This is a genomic window from Janthinobacterium sp. 344 (genome assembly GCF_900112025.1).
GTDB lineage: Bacteria > Pseudomonadota > Gammaproteobacteria > Burkholderiales > Burkholderiaceae_D > Janthinobacterium.
The window spans coordinates 73344-95754 of sequence record NZ_FOKL01000004.1 but is presented as its reverse complement, the minus strand read 5'-3'; the positions used below and the strand labels follow the sequence as shown (position 1 = coordinate 95754).

Below are 22411 nucleotides of genomic sequence, written 5' to 3'. Positions count from 1 at the left end.
CGCATGGCACAGAGTCAAAACAGTCAGCAAGTGGCATTCTTGCGCGGTATCAATGTCGGCCGCGCCAAGCGCGTGGCCATGGCCGACCTGCGCAAGCTGCTGGGCGACCTGGGCTTTGCGGACGTGCGCACCGTGCTCAATAGTGGCAACTTGGTTTCTGACGGGGGGGGGGTGGTGGTGTTCGATGCGGTGGCGCTCCTGGCGGTGGCGCTGTTGGTGATGGTGTTCGTGGCGGTGTGGGTGACGGTGGTGTCGGCCGGCCATTTTTCCTCGCTCTTGGTGTCGGTTGGCGTGGGTCCCGTGTCCGCCTTGGCGCGCCTGTTGGCGCTGGTGGTGGACCTTGGGGCGGACCTGGTGCGGCTGGCGGGGGTGCTGCCGGCTCCGTGGCTGCCGGAGGTGCTGGTCGTGGGGCCGTTGTCGGCGTGTGCTTGGTTTTGGTCGGGTGTGGTGGTGCGCGCTTTGGTGGCGTCGGTCGGGTTGCTGGTTGGGGCTGGCGTCTCGTTGCGCGCTTGGGCCACCGTGGGCCCGCTGTATGTGCTGCTTGGGGGCGGGGCGTCGTCCGGCTTGCCGTTCTCATCCTGGTTGTATACATGGCGGCCATTCTGGGGGGCTTCGTGGTCTGGTTGCCGGCGGGGCGCTTGTTGGTCCCGGCCGGTTGCTCGTGGCTGTGGCGGCTGTCGGTGGCTCGGGGCTGTTTTGTTGCGTTTTGCTGTTTGTGGGTGGGGGTGATGCTGGGGGTTCGTTCGGGGGTGGGTTTTTGGGGCGGTTCTGTGGTGTTGGTGCGGTTTGAGGGTGTCCTGGATGGGGGTGCCGTCTTTTTTTCTCTGTGGTGCGGGTTCGCCATGGGGTGTGGGTCGCCGAGCTTGTGGGTGGGGGTGGTTTTCGCTTTTTTCGGGCCGCGTCTGCCGGGGCTGTCTGGCAGGTTGGTTATCCGCGTCGTGTGTGGCTGGCATTGTTATTCCTTTTTGTCCGACTTTTCTGATTGGCCATGCTGTGGTTTGTCGTCAGGGGCTTGGTGATCGTGGTGGTCGTGCTGCGCTCGTTGCTGTCGGGCTTTGTGGTGATGTCCGTGTGCGGTTTGGAGCAGGTGGTGTGCGTCGGGGGGTTGTTGTGGTCGGGTTTCGCGGTGGGCGGTGTTGCTGGCGTCTGCGGCGTGCTGGCCCTGTCGTCGCGGGTCATTTCCGGTTCTGCGCCGGGGGGCGTTTTTTTCGCTGGCGTGTTGGTGCCGGGGTGGTGGGTTGAAGTCTTGCTTTTTTCTTTTTTTTCTGCGTGCATTCTGGGGGCCTGGGATGCCGTTCTGCCGAATGTCGTCGCGGCCATCCTGGCTTCCGGGGGGGGGTCTGTTGTTTTGCCCTTCTGCGTGGTTGGCGTCGCGTGGGTTTTGGTGGGCGCGGAGGTGCTGTGGCGCGCGGTGGTGGCGTGTGGTGGGGCGCTCTTGCTGGTGTTGTTGGGCGGGGGCGCGTAGGTCAGGTCCTGGGTTTGCCTGGCGGTTTTGTTGTTCGGTCTGCTGTTTTCGTCGGTCGTTGTGTTTTCGTCGGTCTCGTTGTGCTTGGGGGGCGTGGCGTTGTTGACTGCCGCCATGCTCCATGTGGTGGCGGAGGGCTTGAGGGTTGCGACGCTGCTCGGGTTGTTTGTTCCCCTGTTTATGTTGCTGTGTTCCCTGGGCGGGGCTGCGGCAGGCGGCTTGTGGATGGTGGGGACCGGCGTGTTCATGGGGGCGCATTCCGGTTTGTCTTTTGTGGTCTCCTTGGCGCAGGGCTCGTTGCCGTTTTGCTGCGTTGTTTTGGTCTTTGTTTACCTTTTTTTTGCTTTTGCTGGTATGGACATGGTCTCTGCCTTCGACTTTGCTTGGTTTGGCTTTTTGGCGCAAAAGGATTGTTGTTTTTTTGTTGGGCTGGTCGGCCTGGCCACCGTCTTTTTGTTTGTGTATTTTTTGTCGCTTTTTGCGCTGCGCTAGGGTTTGTTGGCGGTGCGTTTGGGCGTGTCGACGGTGCAGTTCGCTGCTTGCGCCCTGGACTCGATGGGCGGCTTGGCCTCTACCGCCAGGTCGGTGGTGCTGGTGCTGTGCTTTGCCGACGGCCTGGTGCTGCTTTGGGCGCTGTCGGGGGGGGTTTTTTGCGTCGTCGCCCTGTTCCTGAACGTGGGCATGGGCTCGCCGGCCGTGTTTGCGGAGCTGGGCGTGGTGGGCGAAGTGATGTTGTTGGCCCGGGGCGGCGGTGGGCGGGCGTTTTATTCCCGCTTCGTGCGCGCGCTCGTGGTGGCTTTGTTGCGGTTGTTGTTTGCGGGTTTCTGCGGGGCCCGTCCCCGTTTTACTTCTGCGGCTGTCTTATGTGGTTATGCACGTCTTTTGGCCGCTTTTTACGCCCTGTTGTGCTGTGGCCGGCGGTCTTCTGCTGGGTGTTGTTGGTGTGTTGTTTTTTCTTTTTGACGGGTTGGTTGTCGGTGTCCGCGTCGTGGTTGGTGGCGTGCTGCGGGTTCGCCGGGGTGGTGTGGTCTTGCGCGTTGTTTTCCTGGGCGGGCTTGTGGGCCTTGCTTTGGTGTGTGGGCTTTTTCGGTGTTTTGTTGATGTGTTGCTGGATGGCGGTCTGCCTGTTCTTGTGGTTGCTGGTGTGCTGGTCGGTGTGGGCGTGCGGTGTGGTGCGGGTTGTCTCCGTGTCTCCGGTGTCTGTGTCCTTTCTCGTTGGTGGCCCGGCTTGGTGGTGGCTGCTGGCTCCTTGCTTGGGGCTGGCTTCGTTCCTGTCTGCCTGGTGCTGGACCTCTTTTCCCTTTGATTGTTTGGTTGTTTCGTGGCTTGGTCTTTGGCCTGTGGTTGTTGGTGTCGTGTGTGAGTCGTCGGGCTTCGTTGTTGGGTTTTTTGTGGCTGGCCTGCGCGTGGTCGCTGTTGCTGTCGTTGGTGCTGGGCGGGTCGATGGCGGTTGGCTTGCGCGGCTTTTGTGTGGCGTGGTGGTTCCGGCCGTGGGTCCTGTGTTCTTCCGTGTGGTTGTGGTCCTGGCGCCTCTTGGCCTGGCGCTTTTTGCTGTGGTGCTTGGCTTTTGGGGTGGGGTGGGGGGTCGCTGGTTTTTGGTGCGGTCCCTCTTTCTTTTCCCTTTTTGCTTGGCCGGCGGCGGGGTGGGTCTTGGTTGGGGCTCTGCTGTGCTGCTTGTGGCTCTTCTCGTTGCTGTGGTGGTGCCGGTGGTGTCGCTGGGCGGGCTCCGCGGCCTGGGGCTGTGCTGTCTGGCGCATGGCCTCTGCGGCTGTCCCTTGGCCTGGTGGTTTTGTTTCTGCTGCTGGTTTTGTTCGCGGTGTTGTTGTTCGTGCTGCTGTCGGTGGCCGTGTGGGGGTGGTTGCTGTCGCTCGACGCGCTCCGGCGGGGCGCGCTGGTGGCCGTGCCGTTGGTGTGTCCGTTCGTTTTGTTGGTGGGGGCCTTGCATTCGGCTTGGCCGGGCGTCCGCTTGGGCGGGGTGGAGCTGTTGTTCTGGGTGTCGGTCGGGTTGGTTCTTGTCGTCGTGCTGGTGTCGTTCTTCCTTGGCGCCTTGGACTTGTTTGTGTTCGCGGCGTGGGGTTTCGGCGGTTCCGACTGGCTGTTCGGCGTGTTGGTGGTGGGGTGCTTGGTTTGGTTCCTGTTGGTGCTCGTGCTGGTGGTGGGCCTGCTGTGCGAGTTGGGCCTGGTCGCTGCGGGCCTGTGGCTGGTGTTTGTTTCGGTGGTGTTGGGCGCGGGCTTCACGTGGGTGTTGTTGCGTGCCTTGTTGATCGGCTTTCTGGCCGCGCTGGTGCCGGGTGCTCTGCTGGACGGGGCCGGGTTGTTCGTGCTGTTGCTGCGGTTCGTGCTGCTGCTTTCGGTTCTGCTTTTCGTCGTCTTCATCGTCTGGGTGTTGCGGGATATCTGGATGGCCTTGCTGTTCGGCGTCGTGTTGGCGCGCGGCGTTTTGTTGCTGGTGGGGGTGGGTTTGGTGCGCCTGGTCATCGGGTTGCCGGGCTTGCTGGAATTGGCCGTTCCGCTGGTGGTCGTGGTGATTGTCGGGTTGCTCGCCCTGGTGGTCTCTCTGTTTGCGGGCGGTTTTTTTGTGCGGGGCCTGATGGCGGGGGCGGTGCGGGGTTACGGTTGTGCTATGTTCAGTTTATCGTTACGCAGGGTGGGGATGGTCTTCACGAATGTTGTTGGCGTTCTGTATTGCCTCGTCTTCGGCATGGCTTTTTGCCTTTTCTTGATCGTGTTTGGTGGCTCCGGCTGTTGCCCGTTGCCCTTGCTCGGCGTGGTTGGTGGCGTGGTGCGGGTCGTTTTTTGCTTTCTCGTCGTGTGCTGTGAGGTTGTCCGCTACCTGGCGCGACGTGTCCGCGCTCTCTTCCTGGTGTTGCATTCCTGCGCTCTTTGTCGGTTGTTGCGGGTGTGTGGTCGCGTGGTTTTTGTTCTGCATTTGTTCTTTGTGCGGGCTGTGTTTTTGGCAGGCTTTGTTGCCCTCGTGTCCTACCCGGTGCCGGTTGTTGCTTTGGTGGGGCGTCTTTGGGGGCGGCTTTCTGGTGGGTCGCGTGGGCGGGTGGCTGTTGGGCGGGCTCTCTGGCGCGTGTGGTCGCTGTTCGTGTTTGATGATTTGCTTTCTGATGTTGTGGGGCGGCTGGGTGTTGATCTGCGTGCTGCGGTCCTGTTGCTGCATCGGCGCCTTCGGGCCGTTCTTGTTTCTGTTGGGGCGGCTGTTCTCGGGGCTGTGCGTGTGGGGGGTTTGTTGGCCGTGCTGCAGGTTGGTGTGGTGCGTGTCGTGGTCGGGCCGGCGGGGCTTTTTTGCCTCGTTGCCGTCTTTTTCGTTGCTGGGTTGCTCGGTTCTGGGTCTGTTGGTTTTGTTGCTGTTGCGGCGCTTGTTGAGGTTGGCGGGGTTTTGGTCGTGGTGGTGGCGGCTGGCCTTCGTCTGCGGCTGGCTGTGGGCTTTGGTGTCGCTGAGTTTGGGTGCTTTGCTGGCGGCGACGTGGTCGTGGGGGTGGGGCCGGGGCAGGTCTGGGGGCTGCGTGGGGGGCTTGGTGACGTGGGCGCGGGCCTTGGTTGTTTTGTTGGGCTTTTCGGCCGGCGGGTCGCTGGTGTTCTGCTGCTTCCGCGCCTGCATGGCGCGGTAGTTGGTTGCCGCGGGTGGCCTGGCTACGCCGTGGTGCCGGGGCGTCCTGTGCTGCTGTTTTTTCGTGTGTCTGTTGCTGCCATGTTTGTTCGGGGCGCTGTCGGGCGGCTTGGGTGGGCGCCGCTGGCTTCTGTTCTTGGGCGGCTTTGGGCTGCTGTGCGTGCTGTTGTTGTTTCCTGCGCTGTTGGTTGTCCGGCGCTTTTTTGTGGGCTTTGGCCTGGTTCTGGTTTCCCTTTGGGTTGTCCGTTTCTTTCCGTGGCTCCTGGGTTTGGTCGCGGGTGCAGTGTTGCGCGTGGGCGTTGGCGCGGTGGGTGTGGGCGTGTTTTGCGTTCTGGCCCGCGCTGTCTTGGGCGGCTGTGCTGATTGTGTGGCGGTGGCTTTCGGGGTCTGGCGTGTGGGTGTTTGTTTGTTCTGGTGCGTCCTGCTTGTGTGGCTGGTGTGGTTCGTCGTCTTCGTGCGCTTGGGTGGCCGTCGCTGGTCGGGGGTGGTGCGGTTCGCTTGTGGTGTAGTCGGGGGCGCGTTCTGTGTCGTTTTTTTGCTCTTTGCGTTTTTTTGTTGCCGGTCGGTGGTTTTTGTGTCTTGTGTTGTTGCTGCCCTGCTTGATCCCGGCGTTGTTGTCCTTGTTCGTGTTGGTCCTTTCCTCGTCTTCCTTGTGTTTTGTGTAGTTGTCCGTTATGTTGATCCCGCCCTTGAGCTGGTGCTTCTGGGCCTTGTGGGGCTCTTCTTCTTCGTGAAACGTGTGGTGGCCGTCGTTCCGGTGCCGGGTGGCGTTCGGGGCGCTTTGGCGTGTCTTGCTGTCGCGCGGGTTTTTGCGCACGGGGTGGTTGTGGTGGTGGGTGTCGGGTGGGTTGGTCGGGGTCTCGGCGTCGACGTTGGCTTTGTTCGTGTGTGGGTCTTCGTGGCGGTTGTGTTCGTGCCGCTCGGCGACTTTCTTGGGGTTGTTGGTCTTGTGGGTGGTCTGTTGTTCCGGGGCATGGCGTTCGAGTTTTTGGTGGCTCTGGTCGTCGTCGCGGGGGGGGTGGGTGGGGGGGATCTGGTCGAGGGGGCCTTGCCGGTGGACGTGCGTGGCGTCGTTGGCGGGGGCCGTGGCGTCGAGCTGCTGCTGTGGCGCGTTGCGGACGGGCTGGGTTTCCTGTCCGCTTTTTTTGGTTTGGATCGTGGCGCCGTGATTTAGGCTTTGCGGGCGGCTGGCGTGGCTGGCGTTGAGGGTGTCGATGTGGTTGTGGGTGTGTTTCCGGTGCTGGTTGTCTTGCGGGTCGTGGTCGTGTTCCTTGGTGTTGGGGGTCGGGGCGGCATTGCCGCCTTGGTTGTTGTCGGCTTTGGGGCTTTTTTGGAGTGGCTCGGGGAGGTGGTTGTGCTGCTGGGCCTGTGTGGCGTGGCGCCTGGGCGCCTCGCTGGGGTCGAGGCTGTGTGGGGGTGGGCTGTGCTGTGCTTCGGCCCGGGGTTGTGTGGCGATTGGGGTGGTGCGCGGTGTCCGGTTGCCGGTGTTTTTGTTCAGCGTGGCGGCGTGCCGCACGTGGGCGTGGGCGGTGGTGGTGGTCGGGCGGTGGGGGGTTCTTTCGGCGTGGCTGTTTGGGCTATTTTGCTTTTCTTTGGCGTTGGTCGGGCTGTTGCGGGCCTTGTGCTTGCTGTCGTCGTCGCTGTGGTTGCCAGGGCGTTTGCCCGGCTTGCTGGTTGGGTCGTTTTCGGTGCCGCTGCGGGTGGGGGGGTTGGCGTCTTTGTTTCTGGCTGGCGTGTTTGTTGTTGGGGTTTGGGTTTGGCTGTTTCTTGGTGCGCTGGCGCTGTGCGTGTCTGGTATGTTGCTTCGAGGACTATTCGTGTCCTTGTTGTTGCTTGATGTCGGTCTTCGCCGTGCCGCTCTGCTCGGGGGGGCCGCTGTCAGGGTTTTGCCATGCGTGACCGTTGCTGCGGTGGCGGTGCGTTGGTGTGGTCGGTGGTGTCTTGCGGTTTGCCGTGGCTTTTCGTCGTCTCGTCTCGCGTGTCGCGTTTGCTGTGGTGCCGCGGGTCACGGTCTGTGGCGCGCTTGTTGTTTCTGTCAATGTGGCCTGGTCGTGGCGCGATCGTGGGTTTTGGGGCCCGGTTGTTTGTGTTTGCCTAGGGGGTGTTGTTGCGTGGGTTTTGTTTTGGCATTTCGTGGCCGTTTTTGCGGCGCTGCGCGTGGGCGCAGTTGTGTTCGGTGAATTCTGTGGCTTGTTCCTGTTCTTGGTATTCTTGTCCGTTCGTGATGTACAGGAGCGGGTGTTATGGGTGGTGGCTGTGGGGTTGCAGTGCGATGGCTGCGGGCGGCTGCTGCGGCGTGATGGGGTGGTTTCTGGCATTTTTCAGTCACACTTTTTTTTTGTGGCTTGTTTTGTCCCAGGTGGTGTGGTGGTGCCTGGCGCTGCATTTGTCGCTTGGCTTTTCGCCGCCTTTCCGTTGGCGGTTGGTCCCTGCGTCGGCGTCGCGGGAGGTGTTCCCGGTGTGGTGTGCTTTTGTCCGGTCTGCTCTGCCCCGGGGTCGGGTTCTTTGGCTTTTCTTTTTGTGCGGGCGGCTGCGTGCTGGTGTTTTGGAGCGTTTTCTTGCCGGCGGGGTGGCCGTCGTGGGGCGTGCTGCGTTGGCTGTGCCGGTTCGGCCTTGGCTTTTTCGCTTGGCTTCTCGGCTGTGGGGTGTTTTGTTCGTTTTGGGGCTGTCTGTGCTGTGTTTTTCCTCTGGTGGCTGGCTTGCTGGCTTTTGGTATTTCTGGTGTTATCCTCTGGCTGGTTGGGTGGTATGCCGCTCTGGGCGGCTTGGCTGCCTTGTTGGTGGCTGTGTGGCGTTTCGGCCCGGGGTTGGGCTTGGGGGGTGCTTGGGGGGGCTCGGTGCTGGTGGGGTGGGGGCATGGGGGGCCGGGGCCGGTGGCCTGGTGGGGGCTTTTCCGGTCGGTGGGCGTGGCGGTGGGGTTCTTCGTGTCCGTCGTCGTTTTCTTGCTGGTGTGTGCAACCGTTACCGTTTGGCTGTTGTTCTGGTCCGGGTGTTGCCTTCGCTTCGTTGGTGGCGGGCTGCTGGTTGTCGTTGGTGTGTTGTTTGGGCTGCGTCTTGGGTGCCGGCTGGCTTTTCCTAAGGTCGTCGGCCGGTGGGCGGTCGTGGCGCTGCCGTTGGGTCGCGTGTTGCGGCCGCGTGGCCGGCTGGTGTTGTTGGGTGGCGTTCTCGCTCTGGTTTCGTTCTTTCTTTTCTCCGTTTTTACTTTGTTCGCTCTGCGCTGGTGGCCTCGTAGGCTTGGCTTCGCTGGGCCGGTTTTTCTGGTGGTTCCAGTGTTTGGTTTGCTGTTCTTTGCCGTGCTTCTTCGGTTTTGGTGCGTGCTTGCCGGTCTTGGCGGGCGCTGTGGTTGTCTGCTTTGGTTCTTTTTGGCCGTCGCGCTTTTCGTTGTGGTTCTGGGGGCGCTGTTGGGGTCTGGCGTGCGGTGGGCGGTTACGGTCTTCGTTGTTGTCGGTCTGGGCGTTCTTGGTCTGTGCTACTGTGTTCTGTGCCGTATTTTGTCGTGCCTTTTGCGGTCCGGGGTTGGGTCGACTGGCGCGTCTCTCTGGTTTATTCTGGCCGGCCTTTTGGGCGCCTCGGTTGGGGTTTCCGTCGCCCGTTGTCTGGGTGGTGGTTCTGGTTTGCTTTGTGTGGGCTGTTGTCTGTGGCTGGGTGGCTTTCTGCGGGTGGGTGCGTTTTTGTTTGTGTGCCGGTCTGGTACTTGCCCTTGTGCCTGTTATTGCCGCTCCTGTGTTTCTGTGTGACCCGTTCGCGGCCGGCTTTCTGGCCGTCTGGCGGGTTTTTTTGTTGGTAGGTGGGCTCGCGGCCGGCGTGGCTGGCTTCTTGTTTGCCGTCGCGCTGGTTTTGTGGTGGGGTGTGGAGTTGTGTGCGCTGGGGTTTGAGCCGCGCGCTGGCCGTTCCGGGGCCGGTGAGCCGGGCGTCTATCGGTGCCGTCTGGTGTTCGTCGTACGCGCGGCTTTGGTGTGGGGCGATGGCGTTGTGCAGTGTTGTGCTTTCTGTATGGCTGTCCTTGCGTATGCCTTGCATGGTCTCCGCGGGGGGCCTGTCGGTTTTGTGTTGGTTGGGCATGTTCTGGTGGCGGCTGCTGGTTGCGTGGTTCGGGGGGGCCAGCGCGTTGTCTGTGTCGGTTTTGATGTCGCTCGCGGTGGATGGCTGTTCTGCGGTTTGTTGCTGCGCGTCGGGCGGGCCGTCGTACGTGTGGTGGTGCGGCGCGTGCTGTTGGCCCCTGGCGGGGGCCGGCTTGGGTTAGCGGTCGGCCTCGTCGTCGCGGGTCGTGGCGTTGCTGTCGTTGTTGGTCGTGGCGGCGGGGTTTTCGGGGTTGTGCCGCGCTTTTTGTATCTCGCTCTGGGTTGTGGGTGTGGCGTGTACCGGCCACGTGCTTTCTCTGCAGTACCTGGGGGGGGCCCTGTTGTGGTGCGTCCTTGTTCCGGGCGTTTGGCAGGTGGGTCTCGCGCTTTGGCCGCCGGATTGCTTGGTCGTCTTTTTTATGGCGCTGGGTGCTTTTTTTCCTTTGTTTTGTTTCGTTTATGGCTTCGTTTTCTTTGCGAGATTGGGCCCTATCTTCCGTCATTGTGCGGGGGTTTGTGTGGGGCCTGGCTGAGACGTGGGGGGTGGCGTAGGGGGCGTGTGGCTCTGTTTCGTGGCTTGTTTGGTGTGATTCCCGGTGGTTTTGTTGCCCGTGAATTTTTTGCCGCTGTGGTGTGGGAGTTGCTCCTCGATGTGTTGGCTGGGTATCGTCTTTGGTGCGCCATCGCTGGTGCAGGGGTCATTTTTTTGTTGTTTGGCGTTGCGCCGCGCCGTGCGGCGCGAGGTCTTGAATGCGTTTGTGTTTGCTGTTCCGTCTGGCGTGGGCGCGGCCATTCCTGCGGCCTGGCGGCGCCTGGCGAGCGTCCGGTCGCTTGACTACGCGTTGGCTGAGTTTTGCGGTTCGGATCCGGGTTTGGGCTTTTTACTCCTCTGGGCGATCCTGGTTTATTGTGCCGGTGGTTAACTGGTGGCCGTGCTTCGTGCGCTTCGGGGTTTGTTTGGTGGCGTGCTCGCTGTGGCTCGGGCGGGTTTTGTCAGTCGTTCCCCGTTTTTCCGTTGTTTGTCGCGTGTGGGCAATCGCTCGCTGCGCGCCTTGGCGTTTCTGCTGTTTGTCGTTGGCTTGCGGTTGTGCGTGGGATCTTTTCCGGCTGGCTGTTGGTTTCCCTGGCCGGGTTGTTGCTTTTGCGGTGTTCGCTTCCGGCTGCGGGGGTGTTGGCTGGCGCATGGCTTGGGTCCTGGCCGTTCTTCTGTGCGTGTGTTGCGTCGGGTGTTGTGCGGTTGGTGTCGTTGTGCGCCTGGCCGGTGGGGGTTTTGTTTGCTCTTGTGGCTGGCTGCGCCGGGCTTGTGGGCGGCGGTGTTCGGCGTCCGGCGTTGGTTCTTTGCGCGCTCGCTGTGGGTGGGGCCTTTCTGCTGTGTTTGGGCTGGGTTTGCTGGGTGCGGCTGGGGGGCGGCCCGTGCCTCGGTTTTGGGTCGGTGTTTCTTGGGCTTTGGCTGTTGTTCGTGCTGCCCTGGGGCTGGGCCTGCTGCGGTGTCTGCCGTGGCGCGTCGTTCGTGGGTTGTGGCCTTGGCCTCATGCTTTGCCTCCTTTGTGTGTTGGTTTTGTTCCGCTTGGCTCTGCTCGTTTTGGGCGGGGGTTGGCCCGTGGCCGGTGTGGGCGGTGGCTCTGGTGCCCTGTGGCGTCGCGTGGGCTGCCGCGGCTTGTGGGGGCTCAGTTGCTTGGGGGGTCGCTGGGGTTGTTGTGTTGGCTGGTTTGCGCTGGCGCTGGCTTTGGTTTGGGGCTTGTCGGTCGCGTTCTTTTTTGTTGTGTTTGCTTTTCTGTTGCCTCGCACCGCCGGCCGCTGGGTGTGTTGCTTGTGCGTTGTGGGTGTTGTGCCGCTTGTGCTTCCGCCTTTCGTGCTTGGGCTGGGTCTGGTTCTGGTGTTTTTTCGCAACGGCGGTGTTTGGGGGCTCGTCGGGGGGTTGTTTTGTGTTGCGCATGGCGGGTGGTTGTTTTGCCTGGGGGGCGTGTGTCTGTGGCCGGTTGTGGCCTTTGGGCGTCTTGCTTTGCTTAGCTTGTTGTGCTTGGTGGCTGGCTTGCGGCCCTGTCTGGTTGGGGCGTCGGGGGGCTTGGGGGGGCGCCGCTTTGCGCGTTTGGTCCGGGTTTCGCTGGGTTTGTTGCGTGGCGGTGTCGCCGCTGGCTTTTTGCTGTGCTTTCTCGTTTTCATGTTGGGGTTGGGCTGTGGTCTGGTGTTTTTTTGTTGTTTTTTCTTGCTTTCGGCGGCCATGTTCTTTTCGGTGGTTTTCGCCTCGGACTTTCGGGGCCGGGCGGGGTCGTTGGCTCTGGTGGTTCTGGGGTTTTCCGTCGGTGGTTTCTTGTTGTGGGCCGTGTGGTTGGGTGGGTGATGGTGTGTGAGGGTTGCGGGCTTTGCTGCGCGTGGGGGCCACGGTTGGGTTCCTGGGCGCCTTCTTCCGGCTTTTTGGCGCTTCGGTTTGCGGTGGTTTGGGTTGTCGGTTCTGTTGTCTTGTGGTTTGGTGGCTGGCGGCTTCGTGCGCTGCTGGGGCCTTGGCAGTGCTTTTCGTTTGCGTCGTTGGCTCGGCGCTTTGGGTTTCTCTGGGGGCGCGTTCGGTTGGCCGTGGGGGTGGTGGGGCTGGCCGTCTCTGTTTCGCCCGTTTCGGCTCTGGGGGGTTGGCGCGGGGTTGTGGGCGTTTGTTGGCCTCTTCTGGGTTTGTCTTCTGGTGTGCCGGGGATTCTGTCTGAATGGTGGGTTCGCGTTTGGTTGCATGTTCCGCTTTGCCCTTTGCTGTAGCTTCCTGGGGGTGGGCTGGGTTCTGGGCTTGTGCGGGGCGGCGATTGCGGTGTGGGGCTCTGGGCCGCTGCTGTTCGTTTTTTTTGTGTTTTGCAGGTTGGCTCTTGGTTTGGGTGGGGGCCTCGCCTGCATGGGCCCTTTGGTTGGTTGCCTGGGGGGGGGGTGGCTCGCGCTGGGTGGCTGGTGCTGTCGCCGGGTTTTTCGGGTCATCTTGCCTTTGCTGCGGCGGGCGATCGCCTGGTCCGTTGTGTGTGGGTTTGTGTGTTCGATGCGGTGGCTCTGGGCTTTCTTGTTGGTTGTGCGCGTGGCTTTTGCCCTGGGGCGGTGCTGCCTCCTTGGCGTGTTGTCGGCGGGGCGGTCGGTTCCTGGTGTCGGTTGCGCCCGTGTTTTGATTGTCGTCCTGGTTGTGTGGCTCGGTTTGCTGCGTGTGTTTTTCGGCTGGGTCCGGCTTCGCCGCGTGCTCGTTGAATCATCCTGTTCTGCTGGGGTTTGGCTTTTTTCGATGTGGTGCTCTTGTTTGTCTTTCCTCGCGATGCACCGGGGCTTGCCGCGGTGGATTTTGCTGGTGTTCGCGCGGGCTGCGGCGGGGCTGTGGTCGTTGACGGTGTGTCGTTCGTGGTCGGGCCGCGCGCGCTGGTCCCGCTTGTTGTGGGTAGTGGCTGGGGCCTTGGGTCCCTTGTGCTGCTGCTTGTTGGTGTGGTGCTGGTTTTCGTTGGGGTCATGCTGGTGGCTGGTGGGGATGTCCCCCTGGCGTTCGCGGCCGCTGGGGATGTGTTCGTGGTGTTTGCGTCCTAGTCCGTTTTTCCGGTGCTGGCGGTTGTCGGTGTGTTGTGGTGCGTCTTGGCTGTCTGGGGCGATCGGAAGTGGCGGGCGCTCGCCGGTGCGCTGGATATTGTGCGCCTTGTGGGCCTGGTTGACTTTGGCTTGCGGTTTCGCGTCGTGGTGTCGGGCGGCCAGGTGGTGGGGGTGGGCGTGGCTGGCTCGGTGGTGTTGGCGCGTCAGGTGGTGCTGGTTGAGGGGGGGGTGTCGCGTGTCGATGCGCTTGTGGGTGGGCTGGTGGTCGTCGGGCTTGGCGCCATCCTGGTCCGTGTGGGCCTGGCGGCCGTGTTTGTGCCTTTTGGCCAGGCCGGTGCGGTGGCCGTTTTGGGCGAGGTGCTCGTTGTGCGCCGGCTGGTGGTCGCGGGCGGGGGCGCTGTCGCTGATTTGTTCGAGTCTCCGGCTGGCCCGTTGTTTTTCGATTTCCTGTGCGATGCCCTTCTCGTGGCTGGCGTGCTTGTCTTGGTGGGCGGCGGTGTGGTGGTTTGGGTGTTGGGTGGGGTGGGTGTGTGCCTTGTTTTTTGCTTGGTGTGCTTGGTGGGCGGTGGTTTCGGCGTGGGTGGTTCTGGCGTGCTTTTTTGGCGGGCCTCTTGCGACTGGGCCCTGGTTTTTCTTTTGGTTTGCTTTGCCTATTTTGTTGGCTTTGTGTTTTTTGTGGTCTATGCTGTGGTGGGTGCGTTGTTTGTTGTCTGTCTTGCGTTTCGCCGGTTTTTCGCGCCAGGCGCTTGGGTCTCTATGACTTTATCCTTCCATGGGGCATTCATGCTTGGCGGTCAGGGTTGGGGGTTTTTGCAGAGGCTGGCCTTGCTGGGGCTGGGCCTGTGGCTGGGTCTGGGTATGCGCGGTCGCTCCTCGGCGGGGGGGGGGTTCTTGCTGTTGGGCTGTTTGCCCGGTTCCGGTTCTTGGTGGTCTAGGATCAGGGCTTGCGTGACGTGGTCAGGCTCGGCTTTCGCTTTGTGGGTGGCCTTGTGCGCGCGGCGGTCTGGGGGCGTTTTCGCGATGGCGCGGTTGTTGGCGCGGTGGGCGGCGGGGGCGTGTGCGGTGGTGGTTGTGTGTGTGTCCTCGTTCCGCTTGCTGGCACGGCGTGTTTGGTTCGTGGCCTGCTGGCCTGTTGCGTTTGTCTCGGTGTGCTGGTGGATGGTGGGGCCGCGCTCGGCGCTGTGTGCGGTCCTGCTGGTGGGGCGGTGTTCCTCGGCTGCCTGGGGGGGGGCGGGCGCGTGCTGTCGGGCGGGGGGCATCCGCTCTTTCGTGTGCGTGACGTGTTCCGCGTGGAGGGCGTCGTGGTTGGCGTGGTGTTTTGGCTTTGCGTCGGCCCTGGGCGTTTCTTTCCCTTTTTGCTCGCTGTGTTGGGGGGGGGCTGCGTGTTCCTTCGCAAGGGTTCTGGGGGGCTGCTTGTGGCCTACGTGGCGGCCGGGGGCCTTGTTGGCTCTTTGGCGCCGCTCGTCCCTTGCTTGGCTTGCGTGGCTGGCATCGTTGTGGTTGACGGGGCGGGTGTGGTTTGCCATGTTTTCCTTGTCCGTTGCGGTCTGGAAGGGGGTCATGGCTTGCTGGTTGGCGTTCGCCGTCTGTCTGCGCCCCTGGCTGCGCTGGTCTTTCCGCGTTGCTGTGCTGTCCTTGTTGTTGCAGGGCGGGGCGGGGGGCCTGGGCCGGGTGGGGGAGTGGCTGCTCGCTGTTGCGCATTTTGAGTCCTGCCTGGCCGTATACGGCGTGGGGCGATCGTATGGCCCGCGGGATGTCGGTTCCGGCCTTGGTTTTGTCTCCCATGGCCATGTCGGTCTTGTTGGGTGTTGCGCCGGGCTGTTTCGTTGCGCAGTCGCTTTTGGTTTTATTTGGTCGTTTGGTTTTGTGCCTGGGCGCTGTCTATGGTTGCCGGTGGGCGGGTTCTGCGGCTGTGGAGTTGTTGTCGCGGGTGTCGGGTTGTTCTTCGTCGATGGGGTTCTGGGGTGGGTACGGTTTGGTTCATGGTGGCACGGGGTTGTTTGGGCTCGTCGGGCATGCCGCGGTTGACGCTGGGCCTTGCTGCGTGCGTGGGGCGGGTCCGTTTGTTGGGGTGGCTGTTCCGGCGTTTGGCCTTCTCGTGGTTGTCGGGTTCGCTCCTGGTGTTCGCCTTCTTCATGGTTACGGCCGGCGTTTCGTGGGTGTTGGCCTTGGGGGTGGTGCTCACCTTTGGGCGCTTGGCGGCGTAGGTTTGCATCGTCGCCGTTGGCGCGTGGTTCGTTATGGTCGGCGGGTGCTTCGCGGTTTCGGTGGGTTGCTTTATCGGGTTTGCGGGCATGATGCTTGGCATTGCTTTCGTCTCTTTTCGGTGGTCGTTGTGTGCGTGCATGGTGTTCTCCTTTGTGGGGTGGGTTGTGCTGGGCTGGCTGACTTGCTTCCTGGTTTTCGCGACGCGCTTTCCTTCGTTGTTGGTCACTCTGGCTTTGGTGTTGGTGCTGTGGGGGTTGCCTGTGGCCGTGTGGTTTATGTTGTGGCCCGGGGCGATTTTCAGCGGGATTGGTTCGCTGTCCGGGGCGGCTTGGCTGGGGGCGGCGGTTTTTTCTTGGGCCGTTTGGGCCTTGCTGTTGGCGTGTCTGGCCGCGGGGGGGTTGGTGCCGGCGTTCGCCTCTGGCGCGCCTCTGTTGTGGGGGGTGCCGACGGTGGTGGTCTGGTGGGCCGGCTTGGCTCTGGTTTTTGGCTTTGTCCTGGCCGGCCCGTGTATGGGTATTTGGCTCTTCGGCGTCGGGGGCGGCGTGCCCGTTGCCCGTTTGGTGGGCGTGGTTTTGCCAGCGTTCAGGGTGTCGCTGTTTTTCTTGGTGTGCTTCTGGGTGTGCTTGTTTTGTTTTCTGTTTTTCTTTGCCGTGGTTTCGGCCGTGTGCGATTGCGGGCTGGCGCTGTACTTCGTTTCCATGATCGGGGCCTTCTTCGGGTGGGCTTTTTTGGCGGGGGGCTCCTGTTCCGTCTTCGGGGCGTGCTTCTGGTCGGTGATCTTGGTGTTGGTGTGGATTGGGTTTTCTTCTTGGATTCTTGCTTGGGGGTGGTTGTGGGTGTTCTTCGGGGTGCTGGTGTTGCTCGCGTTGCTGTTGTGCTGGTTTGTCCGTGGGTGTGTGCCGTGCTGGTGGTCTGGCGTGCGGGCATGCATGCTTGCGTTGTCGTGTGTGCGGCCGCGTTTGGGCTGGGTCTTTTTTGTGCAAAGCGTGTCGCTGTGCCTGTGGCGGGGGGGCGTGCTTTGGCTGCTGGGGTGCAGTGGGGGGGGGTGGTGTGCCTTGTTGGCTTCCCTGGTCGGTGTGCCCCGGCGTTTGGCTGTGTCATGCCTGGTGTCGGGGCGGGCGGTCTGGTTCCGTTGGCCGTGCTCGTCGTTCGCCGTGGGGGTGGCGGCCGTCTGCCCGTCCGTTGCGTTGGTGTGTCTGGTGTCCTTTTCGCGGATTTTCTTCTTGGGGCTTTCGCCGTTTTCCGCTGTGTTTTGGGTGCTGCGGGTGTTGGCTTTGGCGTCTGGGGCCGCTGCGTCGTGGGTCCGGCTGTCGGCGCTGGGGGTGATGTTGCGTGCCCGGCCGTGGGCCTTGGGCCGGCTGTGGGGCGGTTGTGGGCGATGCCTGGGCCTTGCCGGGGCGCTTCCGTTTGGGGCCCGCGTTTTGATGTTCTGGGCGGCGCCGGCCTGCTTGGGGGTGGCGCCCTCGTTCCGTGTGCTGTGACTGCTTTTGGCGGCGTGCGCGTGGGGGTTGTCCGTGCTGTTTATTTTTTCCTGTGTGGCTCCTGCGTCTCCTGTGGGCGCTTCGTTGCGCCTTTTTTCGCGGGGTTTGTCGCTGGGTCCTTGCTGCGCGGCACCGTTTTCGATGGCTTGAGTGCTCTGGATGTTGGCGGGGGGTGCGGCGTTTCGTGGGGTGATGAGTGCATTGTGCGGTTTTGCTATTTAAGGATTGCCATGAATAATGCGACTGAATTTGCCCAGGGGCGCGCGCTGGACGTGATCTGCCTGGGCCGCCTGGCGGTGGACCTGTATGCGCAGCAGATCGGCAGCCCGCTGGAAGACGCGACCAGTTTCGCCAAATACCTGGGCGGCTCGTCGGCGAATATCGCCTTCGGCACGGCCCGGCTGGGCTTGCAGTCGGCCATGCTGTCGAAGGTGGGCGACGACCACATGGGCCGTTTCCTCACGGACACCCTGGCGCAGGAGGGCTGCGACGTCAGCCATGTCGGCATCGACCAGGATCGCCTGACGGCACTGGTGATGCTTGGCATCAAGGATAAGGATACCTTTCCCCTCATCTTTTATCGCGACAATTGCGCCGACATGGCCATCGAAGCGTCCAGCGTCGACGCCGCCTTTATCGCTTCCAGCAAGGCTCTGTTGATCACCGGCACGCATTTCTCGACCAGCGCCATGCACGCCGTCAGCACCCAGGCACTCACCTTGGCGCGCGCCAACCATGTGCGCACCGTGCTCGACATCGATTACCGGCCCGTGCTGTGGGGCTTGTCGGGCAAGGCGGACGGCGAAACGCGTTTCGTTTCCAACGAAGGCGTCACCCGCCATTTGCAGGCGATCCTGCCGCAGTTCGACCTGGTGGTCGGCACGGAAGAGGAATTCATGATCGCGGGCGGCGGCGCCGATATCATGGCCAGCTTGCGTGCCGTGCGGGCCGTGAGCCTTGCCACCCTGGTCGTCAAGCGTGGGGCGCTGGGTTGTGCCGTTATCGAGGGGGTGGTTCCTGCCGGTCTCGATGAGGCGTTTAACTATCGTGGCGTGCGCGTGGAAGTGTTGAACGTGCTGGGCGCGGGCGACGCTTTTCTGTCCGGCTTCCTGAAAGGCTGGCTGCGCGGCGAGGATTACGAGGCCTGCTGCCGCTACGCGAATGGCTGCGGCGCGCTCGTCGTGTCGCGCCATGGCTGTGCGCCGGCCATGCCGTCGCCTGTCGAGCTCGACTATTTCCTCGCCAATGCGGCCAAGCTGACGCGTCCTGACCAGGATGCGACCTTGTCGCGTCTGCACCGCACGACGGTGGCGCGCCCGCAGTGGAATGAACTGTGCGTGTTTGCCTTCGACCACCGCACGCAATTCTTTGAGCTGGCGCAACAGACGGGCGCGCCCGAATCGCGTATTGCGGCCTTGAAACAATTGATGGTGCAAGCCGTGGCGCAGACGGAAACGGCATTGAAGCTGGCCGGCAAGACGGGCGTGCTGATCGATGGCCGCTATGGCGTCGATGCGCTCAACGATGCGACGGGGCGTGGCTGGTGGATCGGCCGTCCCGTGGAGTTGCCGGGATCGAATCCGCTGCAGTTCGACTGGGGCCGTTCGCTGGCATCGCGCTTGACGCAGTGGCCGAAGGAACACGTCATCAAGTGCCTGGTGCAGCTGCATCCGGATGATGCGGTGGAAAACCGCCTGGAACAGGAGGCGCAGATCAAGGGTTTGTACGAGGCCGCGCAAATCACGGGCCATGAATTGCTGCTGGAAATTATCCCCGCCAAGGCACTGCCCCAGCACGACGACACCGTGTTGCGCGCAGTCAAGCGCCTGTACAACCTGGGCATCTATCCCGAGTGGTGGAAACTGGAAAGCATGTCGGCCAAGCAATGGCAAGCCATCGATGCCCTGGTGCACGAGCGCGATCCGTATTGCCGTGGCGTCGTGCTGCTGGGCTTGAACGCGCCCATCGATGCCCTGGCCGCCAGTTTCGCGCAAGCCAGTGCCAGCACCACCTGCCGCGGCTTCATGGTCGGGCGCACCATCTTCCAGGAACCGAGCCGCCGCTGGCTGGCGGGCGACCTCGACGATACGGGCCTGATCGCCGCCGTGCGCGCCAACTTCGAACAGCTCATTACCTTGTGGCAGCGCACGCGCAACCGCCTGGAGCGTGCGGCATGAGCGCCACCGTCCATACCACCATCCGCCTGACCATGGCGCAGGCTTTAGTCCGCTACCTGGCCGCCTTGCGCACGGAAGAGGACGAAGCTTTGTTCGGCGGCGCCTTCGCCATCTTTGGCCACGGCAACGTGGCGGGGATCGGCGAGGCGCTGTACCAGTACCGCGAGCCATTTCCCACGTTCCGCGCCCACAATGAACAGGCGATGGCACATGCGGCCATTGCCTATGCGAAAGCGCACATGCGCCGGCGCATGCTGGCCGTCACCAGTTCCATCGGTCCCGGCGCCACCAATTTGCTGACGGCGGCCGCGTTGGCGCACGTCAACCGTTTGCCCGTGCTCTTGCTGCCCGGCGACGTGTTCGTCTCGCGCGCGCCGGACCCCGTCTTGCAGCAGCTGGAAGATGCGAGCGACGGCAGCGTGTCGGTGAATGACGCTTTTAAACCTTTATCACGCTATTTCGACCGCATCGTGTATCCGGAACAATTGCTGACGGCCTTGCCACGGGCGATCGCCGCCTTGACGGACCCGGCCGCCTGCGGCCCCGTCACCTTGTCCCTGCCGCAGGACGTGCAGACGATGGCGTATGACTATCCCGAGGAATTCTTTGCGCCGAGGACCGTGCGTTTCCGCGCCGTGCCGCCCGTCGAGCAGGAACTGGAAGAGGCTGCGGTGTTGTTGCAAGCGGCGACACAGCCGCTGATCGTCGCCGGCGGCGGCGTGCTGTATGGCCAGGCCGGCGCCGCCCTGCAGGCGTTCGCCGAGCGGCATGGCATTCCCGTGGCGGAAACGCAGGCCGGCAAGAGCAGCTTGCCGTGGGACCATCCGCTGCAGCTGGGCGCCATCGGCGTCACCGGCTCGCCCGCGGCGAATGCGCTGGCGGCCGAGGCCGATGTCGTGCTGGCCGTCGGCACGCGCCTGCAGGATTTCACCACGGGTTCCCATTCCCTGTTTGCGCAGGCGCAGCTGCTCAGCCTGAACGTCAACAACTTTGACGCGCTGAAACGCCGCGGCCTGGGCCTGCAGGCGGACGCGACCCTGGGCTTGCAGGGCCTGTCGCGCCTGCTGGGTACCTGGAACAGCGCGGGCCAGTGGCTGGACCGGGCGCAGCAGGCGGCGCATGCCTGGCGCGCCAGCGTGGCGTCCATTACCGGCCAACGCGAGGTCGCCGGCTTGCCGTACGACGGCGAAGTCATCGGCGCCGTGCAGCGCTCTTCACTTGACTCTACCACCCGCGATATCGTCGTCTGCGCGGCCGGTACCCTGCCGGCCGAACTGCACAAGCTGTGGAGAACATCGACGCCGGGCGGCTACCACATGGAATACGGCTATTCGTGCATGGGCTATGAAATCGCCGGCGGCCTCGGCGTCAAGATGGCCAAACCGGATAGCGAGGTCATCGTCATGGTGGGCGATGGCAGCTATCTGATGATGAATTCGGAAATCGCCACCTCCGTCATGCTGGATAAAAAGCTCATCATCGTCGTGCTCGACAACCGGGGCTATGGCTGCATCAACCGCCTGCAGCAAGCTTGCGGCAATGCCTCGTTCAACAATATGTTGCCCGACCTCGCCCCCCGCATCGACTTCGCCCTGCATGCGCAGGCGCTGGGCGCGTTGTGCGAACACGTGGCCAGCATCGCCGAGTTGGAACAGGCGATGCTGCGCGCCCGCGCCGCCGCGCGTACCTATCTGATCTGCATCGACACGGACGCCACGCGCACGACCGAGGAGGGTGGTTGCTGGTGGGAAGTGGCCGTGCCCGAGGTCTCCACCCAGCCCGGCGTGCAAGCTGCCCGCGCCCGTTATGACAACGATCGCCTGAAACAAAGGAATTGAAATGACTACCTGGAATGTGAAGATCGGCATCAACCCGATCTCGTGGATGAACGACGATTTACCGAGCCTGGGCGGCGAGACGCCTTTGGAAACGGCCCTCAAGGAAGGCGCCGAGATCGGCTACGTGGGTTTTGAACTGGGCAACAAGTTTCCCAAGGATGCCCCGTCCCTGAACGCCGTGCTGGGCAAGTATGGTCTGGCGTGCGTGTCCGGCTGGTATTCGGGTCGCCTGGCGCACCGCTCGGTGGAGGACGAGATCGCTTCTGTTGGCTCGCATTTACGTTTGCTTGCCGACAGCGGCGCCACCGTCATGGTCTACGGCGAAGTGGCCGACGCCATCCAGGGCGAAGCCCGGCCTTTATATAAACGCCCGCGTTTCCAGTCCGCCCAGCAATGGCGGGACTACGCCGACAAGTTGACGGCCTTTGCGGGGCACTTGCTGGCGCACGGCGTGCGCCTGGCGTATCACCACCACATGGGGGCTTATGTGGAAACCCCGGCCGACGTGGATCAATTGATGGCCTTGACGGGGCCGGAAGTCGGCTTGCTGTTCGACACGGGTCACATCACCTTTGCCGGCGGCGACGCGTTGGCGGTGCTGAACAAGCATATCGATCGGATTTGCCACGTGCATTGCAAGGACGTGCGCCCGAACGTGGTGAAACTGGCCCGCAATGGCCACTGGAGTTTTTTGCAGGCCGTCATCAATGGGGCCTTCAGCGTGCCCGGCGACGGCTGCATCGACTTCCCGGCCATCCTGACGCGCCTGTATCTGCACGGCTACGAAGGCTGGCTGGTGGTGGAGGCGGAGCAGGACCCGGCCGTCGCCCCCAGCTATCAATACGCGAAGATGGGCCACGATTACCTGGCGCAATTGGTCGACGCGATTCCCCGATTGAAACGGGAGGCGGCATGAGCCCGCTGCTGGTGAAAGCGGGGCAGGGACAAACTATCGTCGAGGTCACGCCGCAGTCCGCCGGCTGGACGCACGTGGGCTTTGCCGCGCATCGGCTGGCGGCCGGCGAACACATCAGCCTGGAGACGGGCAGCCGCGAACTGTGCATCGTCGTGCTGACGGGCACGGTCACGGTGCAGGCGGGCGAGCAGACCTGGGACGCTATCGGCAAGCGCGCCAGCGTTTTTGACGATGTCTCGCCCTACGCCGTGTATGTGCCGCTCGATACCACGGTCCGCATCACGGCCGTGCGCGACGCCGAGGTCGGCCTGTGCAGCGCGCCGGCCACGACCAAGCGCCCGGCGCGCCTGATCGAACCGGCCAGCATGACGCGTTCCGTGCGCGGCCAGGGCGCCAATACGCGCTATGTGTGCGACATCCTGCCGCAGACGGCCGAGGCCGACGGCTTGCTGGTGGTGGAAGTGGTGACGCCGTCCGGCCATTCATCGAGCTATCCGCCGCACAAGCACGACAGCGACAATATCCCGCTGGAAAGCTCGCTGGAGGAAACCTATTACCACCGGCTGAACCCCGAACAGGGCTTCGCCTTCCAGCGCGTTTACACGGACGACCGTTCCATCGACGAGGCGATGGCCGTGGAAAACCACGATGTGGTGATGGTGCCGCGCGGCTACCACCCCGTCACCATGCCGTATGGCTACGACGGCTATTACCTGAACGTGATGGCCGGCCCCAAGCGGACCTGGTATTTTAAAAATGACCCGGCCCACGAGTGGCTGATGACGAAATAATAGACAAGGATAAACGATGACTACCCCGACCATTGGCCACTTTATTGGTGGCAACCTCATGGCGTCGCGCTCGGAGCGCACGAGCGACGTCTTCAACCCCGCCACGGGCGCCGTGACGGCGCAGGTGGCGCTGGCGACTGCGGGCGAACTGAACGCGGCCGTGGCCGCCGCCCATGCGGCCTTTCCCGCCTGGTCGCAGACGTCGCCGCTGCGCCGCGCGCGGGTCATGTTCAAATTCAAGGAATTGCTGGAAGAACATGCCGACCAGCTGGCGGCGCTGATCACGGGTGAGCACGGCAAGGTGTTGACGGATGCCAA

At 63.0% G+C, this 22411-nt stretch carries 14 protein-coding genes and 1 pseudogene; 14 read left to right on the top strand and 1 reads right to left on the bottom strand.

The genetic code is table 11. The features are described from left to right. Positions 1-3: 3 nt before the first annotated feature. The 9 genes and pseudogenes from BM193_RS29280 (at position 4) to BM193_RS12720 (ending at position 12682) form a co-directional block, all read left to right on the top strand. Entirely contained in the window at positions 4-729 is a 726-nt protein-coding gene (locus BM193_RS29280) for a DUF1697 domain-containing protein (RefSeq protein WP_092832385.1), read from the top strand. A 259-nt stretch (positions 730-988) separates the two neighbouring features. After that, entirely contained in the window at positions 989-1465 is a 477-nt protein-coding gene (locus BM193_RS12755; RefSeq protein WP_139229965.1) for a hypothetical protein, read from the top strand. A 30-nt stretch (positions 1466-1495) separates the two neighbouring features. Continuing rightward, positions 1496-1957: a hypothetical protein gene (locus BM193_RS12750; RefSeq protein WP_092832380.1), complete on the top strand. Its 462-nt coding sequence runs from the start codon at positions 1496-1498 to the stop codon at positions 1955-1957. A gap of 18 nt (positions 1958-1975) precedes the next feature. Then, the gene (locus BM193_RS12745) at positions 1976-2428 is read left to right on the top strand and encodes a hypothetical protein (protein WP_139229964.1); all 453 of its coding nucleotides are present in this window, start codon (positions 1976-1978) and stop codon (positions 2426-2428) included. A 204-nt stretch (positions 2429-2632) separates the two neighbouring features. Beyond that, positions 2633-3148 (top strand): annotated as a pseudogene (locus BM193_RS29360) (DUF6691 family protein); the annotation flags it as partial. Positions 3149-3254: 106 nt separating this feature from the next. After that, positions 3255-5444: a P-loop NTPase family protein gene (locus tag BM193_RS12740; protein ID WP_092832376.1), complete on the top strand. Its 2190-nt coding sequence runs from the start codon at positions 3255-3257 to the stop codon at positions 5442-5444. Between the two features lie 73 nt (positions 5445-5517). Then, positions 5518-6255 carry a hypothetical protein gene (locus tag BM193_RS12735; protein ID WP_139229963.1) on the top strand — a complete coding sequence of 246 codons (738 nt, stop codon included), beginning with the start codon at positions 5518-5520 and terminating at the stop codon, positions 6253-6255. 1297 nt (positions 6256-7552) lie between these two features. Next, positions 7553-8818, top strand: coding sequence for an MFS transporter (locus BM193_RS12730; protein ID WP_139229962.1), 1266 nt, complete (start codon positions 7553-7555; stop codon positions 8816-8818). A 3558-nt stretch (positions 8819-12376) separates the two neighbouring features. Continuing rightward, entirely contained in the window at positions 12377-12682 is a 306-nt protein-coding gene (locus tag BM193_RS12720; RefSeq protein ID WP_092832368.1) for a hypothetical protein, read from the top strand. A gap of 1846 nt (positions 12683-14528) precedes the next feature. Here BM193_RS12720 and BM193_RS28340 read toward each other — a convergent pair. Then, positions 14529-15821 carry a hypothetical protein gene (locus BM193_RS28340; RefSeq protein WP_139229961.1) on the bottom strand — a complete coding sequence of 431 codons (1293 nt, stop codon included), beginning with the start codon at positions 15819-15821 and terminating at the stop codon, positions 14529-14531. A gap of 780 nt (positions 15822-16601) precedes the next feature. Here BM193_RS28340 and iolC point away from each other — a divergent pair. The 5 genes from iolC to BM193_RS12680 all read left to right on the top strand — a co-directional run. After that, positions 16602-18548, top strand: a complete 1947-nt coding sequence (gene iolC / locus BM193_RS12700; protein ID WP_092832360.1) for a bifunctional 5-dehydro-2-deoxygluconokinase/5-dehydro-2-deoxyphosphogluconate aldolase — start codon at positions 16602-16604, stop codon at positions 18546-18548. Then, entirely contained in the window at positions 18545-20386 is a 1842-nt protein-coding gene (iolD, locus tag BM193_RS12695) for a 3D-(3,5/4)-trihydroxycyclohexane-1,2-dione acylhydrolase (decyclizing) (protein WP_092832358.1), read from the top strand. Before iolC ends, iolD begins: the two co-directional genes overlap by 4 nt. 1 nt (position 20387) lies before the next feature. Beyond that, positions 20388-21302 carry a myo-inosose-2 dehydratase gene (gene iolE / locus BM193_RS12690; protein ID WP_092832356.1) on the top strand — a complete coding sequence of 305 codons (915 nt, stop codon included), beginning with the start codon at positions 20388-20390 and terminating at the stop codon, positions 21300-21302. Beyond that, on the top strand, positions 21299-22093 hold the full coding sequence (gene iolB, locus BM193_RS12685; protein WP_092832354.1) for a 5-deoxy-glucuronate isomerase: 795 nt from the start codon (positions 21299-21301) through the stop codon (positions 22091-22093). The genes iolE and iolB overlap by 4 nt, the downstream gene beginning before the upstream one ends. A 16-nt stretch (positions 22094-22109) precedes the next feature. Next, the coding region (locus BM193_RS12680; protein WP_139229966.1) for an aldehyde dehydrogenase family protein at positions 22110-22411 on the top strand (302 nt) is incomplete at its 3' end.

What these genes read in the sequence shown, in the direction of transcription:
- iolB (WP_092832354.1), top strand. Translation starts at nt 21,299, where the DNA reads ATGAGCCCGCTGCTGGTGAAAGCGGGGCAGGGACAAACTATCGTCGAG.
- BM193_RS28340 (WP_139229961.1), bottom strand. Translation starts at nt 15,821, where the DNA reads ATGCATGCCCGCACGCCAGACCACCAGCACGGCACACACCCACGGACA.
- BM193_RS12755 (WP_139229965.1), top strand. Translation starts at nt 989, where the DNA reads ATGCTGTGGTTTGTCGTCAGGGGCTTGGTGATCGTGGTGGTCGTGCTG.
- iolC (WP_092832360.1), top strand. Translation starts at nt 16,602, where the DNA reads ATGAATAATGCGACTGAATTTGCCCAGGGGCGCGCGCTGGACGTGATC.
- iolD (WP_092832358.1), top strand. Translation starts at nt 18,545, where the DNA reads ATGAGCGCCACCGTCCATACCACCATCCGCCTGACCATGGCGCAGGCT.
- BM193_RS29280 (WP_092832385.1), top strand. Translation starts at nt 4, where the DNA reads ATGGCACAGAGTCAAAACAGTCAGCAAGTGGCATTCTTGCGCGGTATC.
- iolE (WP_092832356.1), top strand. Translation starts at nt 20,388, where the DNA reads ATGACTACCTGGAATGTGAAGATCGGCATCAACCCGATCTCGTGGATG.